Below are 10,376 nucleotides of genomic sequence, written 5' to 3'. Positions count from 1 at the left end.
GTACCGCAGGAAGCTTGGATACGCCTAGGCGCGGTCCAAGAAATCGTCCGCACCCCCAAACGCCCAAAAACCGTCCAAATATCCACCCTCATTTTCCGACCGTCCAAAATCCACGCTCATCCGCCGCCCACACATCTCTCATATCTCATTCGTCTCTAATATGAGAGATAACAGAAAGATGAGAGATAATTACAAGAGATAACTGAGAGACGAAGGAAATTTATTCGCGGCATTCTCCGCAGAACCGAGCGAAAGGACGTGCAGATGAACGAAAACGAACTGACCGGTCTGCTCGAGTCTTTAAGGCGCATGGGCTCGGACGATTTTAACGTCGAGGTCAAGGAGAGCGCCACGACGCTTTCCCGCGACGTATGGGAAACGGTCAGCGCTTTCGCAAACACCGCCGGCGGCATCATCGTACTCGGAGTGAGCGAGCGCGCGGGTTTTGTCCCAGTTGCAAACTTTGAGACCGAGAAAGTGCTCAACCAATTCGTGGCGGGCATGGGCGATGCGGGCGGTCGCGGAAAGCTGGCCAATCCGCCCAAATACGCGATCGAGCGAGTGGAGCTTCAGGGCGTCATCGTTCTCGTCATTACGATTGAGGAGCTCGACCCGTCGAGCAAGCCTTGCTATGTCATAGAGCGGGGCGCTCAAGGTGGCAGCTACAAACGCATCGATGACAAAGATGTCCCGCTTTCGTCGACCGAGGTTTTGGCACTGCCGTCATATGAGCGGACGAGTCCTAGCGATCGCGATGCGGTGCCCGGCACGAGTGTGGGCGATCTCGACGAGTCGCTGGTCGACCGCACGATAGAGCGTGCCTATTCGTTGACGCCTCGAGCGATGCGCGGTGCGGCGGACAAGAAGACAAAGATGGAGCGTCTGAATTTCCTCGACTTCCAGGGCAATGTTACCAAGGCCGGCCTCCTTGCCGCGGGCGTTTACCCTCAGCAGTTCTATCCCAAGCTCTTCATTGACGTGGCTGTCCATGCGGGAACTCAGAAGGGCATGGCGGGGTCGCTGAGGTTCATGGACCGCACAATCTGTGAGGGAACGTTGGGCGAGATGATCTCGGATGCCGTCGCAGCCGTCGCCAAGAATTTGCGGCGAACCTCGACCGTCCAAGGCGTCTCGCGTGTCGACTCGCTTGAGATTCCCGAGGAGGTTCTGCGCGAGGCAATCGCCAATGCCGTAATCCATCGAGAATACGGGGATCGGTTCTGTGGACAATCGATCGCCGTCGACGTCTTTGACGATCGTGTCGAGGTGACGAATCCTGGCGGCCTTTACGGGGGAAAGACTCGCGAGAACTTGTTTGACGGCAGCTCCCGATGCCGTAACGCGACGCTTGTGAAGCTCATGTCGATTGTCCCGCTGCCGGATGGCGCAGGTTCGCCGGCTGAGGGCAATGGCTCGGGCATCCCGATGATGATCGATGCCATGCGCGCGCATGGTCTGGCCGATCCCCTGTTCTGCCCGGGATTCGATCGGTTCAAGGTCGTACTTTACCGTTCAAAGATCGAGCCGGTCGATCATGGCGGGGGCTTAATTGTGACGGCACTCAAACACTACGGCGAGCTGGGGACGCGCGAGCTGGCAGAGCACACAGGGCTCACAATTTCCCAGGTTAGGTCGCGCGTCAACGCGCTCATTGCTCAAGGCGAGCTTGAGCCCACGGCGCCGGCGACGAGCCGCAACCGCAAGTATCGACTGTCGGAGCGCGTGGGATAGATGCGTTAGTGGACGAGGCGACCCAATAATCGACCCTCGATTGACGTCCATTAAGGTAAAGCGGTTGTTGCCCAGTCGATGGTAATGCTAAAGACTCGGCTTACGCCGGCATGGCCCCGAACCCGTCTATCAAGAACAGCCTAAGAACCAGCTTGATGACATTTCCCGGTTTGACTTCAGCCGTGCCAAAGACGCTGCGCTCGGCGAGCTCGCTGCAGTATGCATAGATGTCGCGGATAAGGTCCGCGCCCGAAAGCGTAAACATGTAGCCTGCGTCCGAAAGCGCATTGGGCGCGGCGGGCAACTTGGCCATGTGGCAGAACGTTTGCAGGTCGGGCGCCATAACATTCTGGTAGTCGAGGTGGCCGCTGGCATCCTGTTCGGCAAGCTCCAATTGGCGCACAAAATCCAGCGCCGCCGCTAACACAAAGCTCGGTGTAGGCGCATTGACGTCCTGAGTGGTCGCCACAAGCCTGCCCGCTGCCTGCGTGATAAGCCAGGCGACCTCGCGCTGGCAACGCACGGCCTTGCGCGTAACCGGCCTGATGGACGAAGAAGAAACGCTTCCCTTAGGCGGATTCGAAACAGCCACAAGAACCTCCCATGAACGAACCGGCCCAACAAGCCCGGATGAAACACGTGCTACATCAGTATACAGGGGAGTGGGGCAGCGGGGTACAAGCGCGCCAGCGGCAAACCGAGAGCATCAACGATGTGCCGATCGCGGAATGAGATCTCGTAATAATTGACTCTCGGCCATATTATTGAGGGGCATGACTCGCGTTCGTATGGTTGTAGGTGCTGGCGATGAACGACATTGACCTTGCTGTTCCGTTGATGGATGGACCAAGCTATGACCGTGCCTGCAGTCTCGTGCCTTCCGAATACGTTGAGGCATGGGAGTGGTTTCTGGGTGAGGAACAGCGCGGCGGCGTTTGGACCAGCCTTCCGCACCACACCAAGGAAGATAGCCCTCAGTATCAGTATCGTTTGAGAATTGGCTCGGACTTCTTTCCCGTAACGCGGGATTCAGGGATCTTCTGGCCGGGCCAGGATCGGGTGAAGCAAGATCCCAATAAGATCTTTGCGCTTTCGGTCCATAACTCTAAAAAGAGCTTCTACACCGATGTGCCTCCGCTCTATTTGGACGATGGTACGTGGGTCATTAAGTACTCGGTTCAAGCGCCGGGTACCGTTGGTTTTCGAGACCAGAATTACAACCGTAAAATGCTCAACTGCATGGAATGTGGCGTTCCAGTCGGAGTCATATTTGCAACCGAGGTAGGCTACAAGGTGCTCGGCCTTGCGTTTGTTGAGCGGTTCGAGCCCGAAAACGGATGGTTTGTTCTGCACGGTCCTGTTCATAAAGGCGGACCGGACCCTCGTTTTGCACCCGACATGAGTTATCTGAAGCACATGCCCGTCGATATTGAGTTTACCGGACAGGGTACGACCGACGACGAAAAGGTCCGCTATGCGTTAAGGCGCGAGCGATTGGGGCAGCAATGGTTCCGCAAACAGCTCGTTGCCGCCTATGATGGCCGTTGCGCGGTGTCGGACTGCGGCGTCAGCGAAGCTCTGGAGGCTGCACATATCGAGAATTACTCGGGACCCAAATCGCAGGTTGCCAGCAACGGCATTCTGCTTCGGCGCGATCTTCATTCCCTATTTGATGCTCACCTGATTTCGTTTGAGCCTGTTTGCGGCGAATATCGGCTGTGCGGATCGTACCTGCTGGATAAGACCGACTACGTTTCCTTTGCGGGTGCGACGCTAAGGCAGCCGAATGAACGTCAGTGGCGACCCAATACGGTGTTTCTTGAGGCCCATCGCATTGAGTTCGATCGCTCGGAAAAGAAGCGTGAAAAGGCGGGGCTTCTGCCGTATTAGCGTATTTGGCTTTGGCATTCTTTGACAATCGTGTTGTTTGATCGGATCGCGTGGCGATGCAATATCGCGCCCACCCGCCGGTGCATGCTCTTCCTGATTTGTATAGCGAGAGGGGAGCGTGTATGAGCTGGCGAGGCGATATTGCGATGGGGAAGTACGGAAAACTGCCGTGTGCCCTTATAGACAACAATATGTTTCCGAGCGTAGAGGTTGATTGCGGGTCGTTTGTCGTCACCTGCCCTTGCTGCGGCTCGCAAATACCGTGTCTCGACATTCGGTTCATCGATGCGCGCGACAGACTCAGCGACGAAGTGAGAAAACGGACGGGCGTTCATATGCCGGTGTATCCGGAGAAATGCCCTGTTTGTGGCCTCGATATCGTGTACGACGCCGGCGACGAGGGATAGGTGATGCGGAGGAGTTGGCTGTGAGTGTCTTTTGCCTCTACAAATAAACCCCCTCACCGAGTTGCCTGTGGAACTCGGCGTGATGGTCGCGTGCCCAGGTAAAGAGCGCCTGGTCAAAGTCGGTACGCGTGGCCGGGACGCCAAAGACGCCGGCAACTTCGACGCGTATAAACTCCAGTGCCGGCAGCTTGTTGATGGCAGTGAGGGCAAACGGGGACGAGGGCTCCTCGAACAGATAGCGGCTGCCTTGCAGCGCGTCGCAACTGGTGCACGTGTTGCCGAGCGACGGGGCTTTGGAGGCTCGCGCGCCTACGGGCTTGTAGCCGCAGCGCTTAGAAAGGTAGTCACGGATCTCGCCCGGCACGCAGCCAAGAGCGGGCACGATGGCGAGTGCGTTGGCGTTTGCCGTGTCGATGGTAATGTGCCCGGCTTCGTTGGGCGCGTGCGCGATGGCGATGCCCTTGTCGTTATCGGTTCGATAGGGAATGCCGAAGGCCGCGACCGAGGTCTCTTTGTGACACTTCCAGCACTCGCGCTTGCCCAGTACTAGATATATATACGGCGCTGAGGGGTCGGATCGGTCAACACCGGGCAGCCACTCGGCAAAGGGCTCGGGGTTGACGCCGCTGGGTACATACCAGATCTTCTTGGTCCGGTCCCATTTGGCGCCCAGCGCCTTGGCTTCTTCTTTGTGCGAAAAGGGGACATCGAGCTCGGTGCGCATGGCGGCTCCTTGGTGCTGCAGGTGCAAGTGACTCAAGGATACCGCAGGGTGTGGACGTTGTGGCGTTTTGCCGAGAAGCTGCGGCTCAGATGGGTTCGAGACGCGTTGGTCTCGGCCTCGGTGGCTATTGGGGCGGTTTTGATTGACTGCGGGGTCAGCCGGGATAGGCGCTTGGGTCGCTGACGCGGTTTTGCGCATGGGCGGGGTGGTTGTTTGGGCGGTTGGAGCTGCCAGCGGATTTGGCGACATAAAACAAAACAGCCCAGAGGACATAGCCTCTGAGCTGCGAACATTTGGTGGGCGTTAGAAGATTTGAACTTCTGACCTCTTCCGTGTCAGGGAAGCGCTCTCCCCCTGAGCTAAACGCCCGATCAAGGGTGCGCAAGCGCGCAAGGGATAATATAACGGAGCCTGAACTCGGTGGCAAGAACATTTTTAAAAATCGCTTACATTGTGGAATTCGGGGGCTTTGGCGTATCCATCTCAAAAGAGCCTGCTGCCGCGATTTGGCTGTCGCATAATGCAAGGCCATTGCGGTATCGAGCTATGGAAAGACGCCTGCGGAATTGTCCTACCGATAAGCGGACAAGCCTCCAGCTGATGACTTCGCCGTGGTAAGGTAAGCCGAATTGTTTCCAGGCTGTTTCGGGGGAGTGGAATGAGCAAAGAGTGTGTCGAGCAGGTCGAAGGCGCAGGGGCTTCGGTGCCGATGACCGATATATCGAACATTGATGTGCCCGAGGGCACCGACGAGCTCAGCCGTAGCACCCGCCGCGCCTGGCGCGAGCGCCTTAACGATGCGTCGTCGCGCAAGATGATCACGGGCGTCTTGGCTACGCTGGTGGGCGGTTCGTTTTGGGGCTTCTCGGGCACCAGCGCGAGCTTTCTGTTCGATACCTACCACGTCGACACCTTGTGGCTTATGAGCGTACGTCAGATTCTCGCCGGTCTACTCTTTATGGCCGTGGTTGTTACGCGCGACCGCGAGCGCCTGATTAAGCTCTGGACCACACCCGCCGATCGCAAGCAGCTGCTGCTCTTTACCGCCTTTGGCCTGCTGTTCAACCAGTTTTGCTATCTTTCGGCCGTGCGCCTGACGAACGCCGGAACCGCGACGGTGCTCCAGTGCCTGCAGCTCGTTATCATCATGGGCTACACCTGCGTGATCGATCGCCGCATGCCACGTACTCGCGAAGTCATCGGCATTGGCCTAGCTCTGGGTGGAACCTTTTTAATCGCCACCGGCGGCGACCCCACCAGCCTGAATATCTCGCCGCTTGGCCTGGCAGCAGGTCTTATGTGTGCGGTCAGCGCCGCGTGTATGGCGGTGATTCCCGCCAAGATCCTGCCCGAATACGGTAGCCCCATCGTCACGGGCTCGGCAATGCTCACGGCGGGCGTGGTTTCATGTGTCTTCGTGCGGCCCTGGGCGCATATGCCGGCGCTCGACGCTGCCGGCATCGAGGCGCTCGCGGTGTTCGTGGTTATCGGCTCGTTTTTTGCTTACATGCTTTATATGCAGGGCGTTAAGGAAATCGGCTCGGTGCGCGCGAGCCTCATCGGAACTGTGGAGCCGGTTTCGGCGACTATCACCAGCGCCGTTATGCTGGGCACGGTGTTTTTGCCGACCGACCTTATCGGCTTTGCCATGATCATCGTGATGATGTTCCTCACGGTGTAGCTGGCGCCGCCGCCAAGACAGAAAAGGTGTTGTGCCGCATTTTCGCCAATTGACGTCCGTGTCTGGAGTTTAGCTGTCGATGCCCAAAATGCCATAAACTAGTAACGTTATGGACTTTTTCATTGCGACTCAATTGCGAGGATTTCTTTATGGCTGGTAATCACTTTAAGGGCAGCGATAGCGGCCGTCCTGCAGTTCCGCCGCGTCCGAACGGGGCTGGTAAGGCCGGCACGCCGGGCGGCGCTGGACAGGGCGGTTCCGGTAAGCGCGTGTCCCCGGGCGAGACGGCGATGTTTACCGCTCTGTACGAGCAGTCTCAAAAGGCAAAAAAGACCGGCCGTGCAAGAGGGAATGTCTTTGCGGGCGGTGCAACCTCCGCGTCGCAGCCGATCGGGGCTCCTTCGGTACCCGCGAACAACGCGGGTGCTGCCAACGCCGCGAATGCCGCCGGCAACGTTAATGCCGGCAAGGCCGCCAACAATACTCCCTCTGCCGGTGGCGCGGGGCTTACGGGTAACCTTGGCACGATTTACACCGGCGCCTCCGAGACTGGCACGTTCGCCCGCCTGGATGATAGCGGTGCCGAGTTTGCGGGCTCGGGTTCCAAGGAAGATTATTACGATTTTGGCTTGAACTACGGTAGCGACGCTTCGTCGAGTTCGACCTCTGACGGTCTGGTCCGTCATCGTCATCGCAAGGGCGAGCGCAAAAAGCGTCACACCGGCGCCATTATTGCCGCTGTAGTCGCGGTGCTTCTCGTTGCGCTTGGCGCAAGCGGCTTTATGCTGCTTAACTCGGCAAAGACCGTAAAGAGCGAAGCGAAGGAGGCTGTCGAGATCGTCGGTGGCCTTAAGGACAAGGTCACGTCGGGCGATTTTTCGACGCTGCCTGACGACGCGAAGAAGATCGATGAGCTCTGTAACAGCATGAAGGCGAAGACCTCGAGCCCGCTGTGGGCGGCGGCTTCGTTTATCCCGGTGTATGGCAGCGATATCAATGCGGCCCGCACCATGATCGACGCCCTGTCCGATGTCTCGAGCAATGCGCTGGTTCCCATGGCCGATAACCTTTCGCAGGCTACGCCCGGCAAGCTGTTCCAGGACGGCATGATTAACGTGTCCGCGCTGCAGGCGGTCGCCGATTCGCTTTCCAGCAGCTCGAAGGTGTTCAAGAGCGCCAACGAGAAGGTCCAGGGCATTGGCGATACTCATATTTCCCAGGTGACCGAGCTGGTCGATAAGGCCAAGGACGGCTTTGCCACCCTCAACGGTGCGGTTGACGCGGCGGAGAAGGTCGCCCCCGTCCTCCCCCAGATGCTCGGCGCCAACGGCCAGACGCGCAACTACCTTGTGTACGCCATGAACAACGTCGAGATTCGTGCTTGCGGCGGCTTTGGCGGTTCGCAGGGCCTGATTTCGGTCACCGACGGCCAGATGTCGATTGGCGAGTTTGTTCCCCGCATTGGACTCAGCGAGGATGAGGCAGTCGAGAGCGTCGACGAAGAGGATGAGGCGCTGTTCGGCAACCACAGCAACCTGTACAACTCGGGCAATACCTATTCGCCTGATTGGCCCCGCAACTCGCAGCGTGTCGCCGCGCTGTGGAAGTCCCAGTATGGGCAGGACGTTGACGGCGTCGTGGGTATCGACCCGGTGTTCCTGCAGTATCTGCTGGGCCTGGTCGGTAACGTGTCGCTGCCCGACGGAACGGTTGTCGACGGCACCAACGCCGCAAAGGTCCTCATGCACGATGTGTACTGGAACTATCCGGTCGAGGAGTCGGACGGCATCTTTGCATCCGTTGCCAGCGCTGCCTTCGACAAGATTCTCGGTGGCATCGGTGACGTCGACGTTACAAAGCTTGTCGGTGCATTCGAGCGCGGTGCCGAAGAGGGCCGTCTGATTGCTTGGATGAGAAACGATGATGAGCAGAATGCCATCAAAGAGACGGGCATTGACGCCTCGCTGCCCGATCCGGATGATCCGAGTGCCGATCCCGTTGCCGGCGTTTACTTTAACAACCTGAGCTTTTCCAAGCTCGACTGGTATCTGAACGCCGACACGCAGATTGGCCAGGGCGTGAAGAACGGCGACGGCACGTGTTCCTATCGCATCACCGTTACCCTGACGAACATCATGACGCAGGAGGAGGCCGGCAAGCTGCCCGACTACGTCGCGGCGAGCGCGCCCGATGCCGCGCGCGACGACGAGCGTCTGAATGTCTCACTGTTTGCCCCGACGGGCGGCAACATCAGTGACCTTACGGTTGAGGGCACCCAGTTTGGTCTTGGCGCCGCTACGTGGCATGGAATCCCCTTCTATTCGGGTACCGTTGACCTGCATGCTGGCGAGACGACGACGATCACGTATACGCTGACCACGTCGGCCGAGGCGGGGGACAAGCCGCTTACACTGCGTCAGACTCCTACATGCCAGGCGGCTCGCGACAGCGCGTCGGCGTAGGGTTTTTCTGGTAGCGCAGATAATCGAGTACCATTTTGGGGCGGACAGGCAATCTGTCCGCCCCTATTTTGTAAGGAGAGCGCATGAAGTACTTTGGCACCGACGGCTTTCGCGGTGAGGCCAACGTTGGGCTGACGGTAGAGCACGCTTATAAGATTGGCCGTTTTGTGGGCTGGTATTACGGCGCCAACCGCAGTGCTAAGGCGCGCGTCATCGTGGGCAAGGACACGCGTCGCTCGAGCTATATGTTTGAGGCGGCGCTGGTGAGCGGCCTGGTCGCGAGCGGCGCGGACGCCTACATGCTGCACGTGATCCCGACGCCGGGCGTGGCGCATCAGACCGTGGAGGGCTGCTTCGATTGCGGCATCATGATCAGTGCGAGCCACAACCCGTTTTGCGATAACGGCATTAAGCTCGTCAACAGCGATGGCTTTAAGATGGACGAGGACGTGCTGGAGCTCATCGAGGACTACATCGATGGCAAGAGCGAAGTTCCGCTGGCCACGGGCAACCACATCGGTGCCACGGTGGACTACATGCAGGGCCGCAACCGCTACATTGCTTCGCTCATCGCCAGCGCGAACTTTTCGCTGCAGGGCGTCAAGATCGGTATTGACTGCGCCAACGGCTCGGCTTCCTCGGTGGCCAAGCCGGTGTTTGACGCGCTGGGCGCCGACGTGCGCGTGATCAATGCCGCGCCTGATGGTTTTAACATCAACGTCGACTGCGGCTCCACGCATATGGAGCGCCTACAACGCCACGTGGTGGAGCAGGGCCTGGACGTGGGCTTTGCCTACGACGGCGATGCCGACCGCTGCCTGGCCGTGGATGAGCGCGGTCGCATGGTAGACGGCGACCAGATCCTGTACGTGTGCGGCGTGTATCTGAACAAGCACGGGCGACTCTCGGGCGGTACCGTGGTGCCGACGATTGCCAGCAACTTTGGCCTGGTCAAGTCGCTGGAGCTTGCCGGTCTGAGCGCCGTGACCAGCGGCGTGGGCGACCGTCACGTGTATGCCAAGATGCGCGAGGGCGGCTACAGCTTGGGCGGCGAGCAGACGGGCCATACGATCTTTGGCGATATCGAGCGCACGGGCGACGGCATTATGACTTCGCTGCGCGTGATGGAAGTGATTCGTGCCGAGCGCGAGACGCTCTCGCAGCTCACGGCTCCGTGCAAGCTGCTGCCGCAGGCGCAGGTGGCCGTGCACGTGGCGGACAAGGACGCCGCGCTCGAGAACATGGGCGTGCAGAACGCCATCGCCGAGGCCGAGGCCGCGCTGGCAGGCGAGGGCCGCGTACTGGTGCGCAAGAGCGGAACCGAGTCGGTGATCCGCGTTTTGGCCGAAGCCCCCGACCAAGCCGCCGCCGACGCCGCCATGAAGCGCATCGCAAGCGCTCTGGAAGCTTTTTAGTTACGCGGTTTTACCAAACCGCGTAACTGCTCGACGCTGCAAACGGCCCCAAGCGGCAGTCTGACG

The 10,376-nt window shown here is 59.1% G+C and carries 8 protein-coding genes and 1 tRNA gene; 6 read left to right on the top strand and 3 right to left on the bottom strand.

Features of this window, described 5'->3' with window-relative positions; translation table 11 throughout:
* Nucleotides 1-264: 264 nt before the first annotated feature.
* Nucleotides 265-1,731 (top strand): ATP-binding protein, encoded by a 1,467-nt coding sequence (locus PGW49_RS07550; protein WP_270226134.1) that lies wholly within the window; start codon nt 265-267, stop codon nt 1,729-1,731.
* 100 nt (nt 1,732-1,831) lie between these two features.
* Here the strand turns inward: PGW49_RS07550 and PGW49_RS07545 are convergent, their stop codons facing one another.
* The gene (locus PGW49_RS07545; RefSeq protein ID WP_270226133.1) at nt 1,832-2,323 is read right to left on the bottom strand and encodes a hypothetical protein; all 492 of its coding nucleotides are present in this window, start codon (nt 2,321-2,323) and stop codon (nt 1,832-1,834) included.
* A 215-nt stretch (nt 2,324-2,538) separates the two neighbouring features.
* Between PGW49_RS07545 and PGW49_RS07540 the strand changes: the two genes are divergently transcribed.
* The gene (locus PGW49_RS07540; protein WP_250786912.1) at nt 2,539-3,621 is read left to right on the top strand and encodes an HNH endonuclease; all 1,083 of its coding nucleotides are present in this window, start codon (nt 2,539-2,541) and stop codon (nt 3,619-3,621) included.
* A 122-nt stretch (nt 3,622-3,743) separates the two neighbouring features.
* On the top strand, nt 3,744-4,028 hold the full coding sequence (locus PGW49_RS07535; protein WP_270226130.1) for a hypothetical protein: 285 nt from the start codon (nt 3,744-3,746) through the stop codon (nt 4,026-4,028).
* 37 nt (nt 4,029-4,065) lie between these two features.
* Here the strand turns inward: PGW49_RS07535 and PGW49_RS07530 are convergent, their stop codons facing one another.
* Nucleotides 4,066-4,752, bottom strand: a complete 687-nt coding sequence (locus tag PGW49_RS07530; protein ID WP_270226129.1) for a DUF5710 domain-containing protein — start codon at nt 4,750-4,752, stop codon at nt 4,066-4,068.
* Nucleotides 4,753-5,046: 294 nt separating this feature from the next.
* Nucleotides 5,047-5,121 (bottom strand) — tRNA-Val (locus PGW49_RS07525).
* 289 nt (nt 5,122-5,410) lie between these two features.
* On the opposite strand from PGW49_RS07525, the gene PGW49_RS07520 reads away from it, so the two are divergent.
* From PGW49_RS07520 to glmM, 3 genes are all read left to right on the top strand, one after another.
* Entirely contained in the window at nt 5,411-6,433 is a 1,023-nt protein-coding gene (locus PGW49_RS07520; protein WP_270226127.1) for a DMT family transporter, read from the top strand.
* A gap of 149 nt (nt 6,434-6,582) precedes the next feature.
* Complete coding sequence (locus PGW49_RS07515) at nt 6,583-8,895, top strand: DUF4012 domain-containing protein (protein ID WP_270226126.1); 2,313 nt, start codon at nt 6,583-6,585, stop codon at nt 8,893-8,895.
* A gap of 83 nt (nt 8,896-8,978) precedes the next feature.
* Nucleotides 8,979-10,310: a phosphoglucosamine mutase gene (gene glmM, locus PGW49_RS07510; protein WP_270226124.1), complete on the top strand. Its 1,332-nt coding sequence runs from the start codon at nt 8,979-8,981 to the stop codon at nt 10,308-10,310.
* Nucleotides 10,311-10,376: the final 66 nt, after the last annotated feature.

Source organism: Collinsella aerofaciens (assembly GCF_027679495.1).
In the GTDB taxonomy this organism is placed as follows: domain Bacteria; phylum Actinomycetota; class Coriobacteriia; order Coriobacteriales; family Coriobacteriaceae; genus Collinsella; species Collinsella aerofaciens_AK.
Note: the sequence above shows the minus strand (reverse complement) of the source record. Positions and strands in the feature narration are given on the sequence as shown.

Coding starts and splice junctions, on each gene's coding strand:
- PGW49_RS07550 (WP_270226134.1), top strand. CDS start 265: ATGAACGAAAACGAACTGACCGGTCTGCTCGAGTCTTTAAGGCGCATG.
- PGW49_RS07540 (WP_250786912.1), top strand. CDS start 2,539: ATGAACGACATTGACCTTGCTGTTCCGTTGATGGATGGACCAAGCTAT.
- PGW49_RS07535 (WP_270226130.1), top strand. CDS start 3,744: ATGAGCTGGCGAGGCGATATTGCGATGGGGAAGTACGGAAAACTGCCG.
- PGW49_RS07530 (WP_270226129.1), bottom strand. CDS start 4,752: ATGCGCACCGAGCTCGATGTCCCCTTTTCGCACAAAGAAGAAGCCAAG.
- PGW49_RS07520 (WP_270226127.1), top strand. CDS start 5,411: ATGAGCAAAGAGTGTGTCGAGCAGGTCGAAGGCGCAGGGGCTTCGGTG.
- PGW49_RS07515 (WP_270226126.1), top strand. CDS start 6,583: ATGGCTGGTAATCACTTTAAGGGCAGCGATAGCGGCCGTCCTGCAGTT.
- glmM (WP_270226124.1), top strand. CDS start 8,979: ATGAAGTACTTTGGCACCGACGGCTTTCGCGGTGAGGCCAACGTTGGG.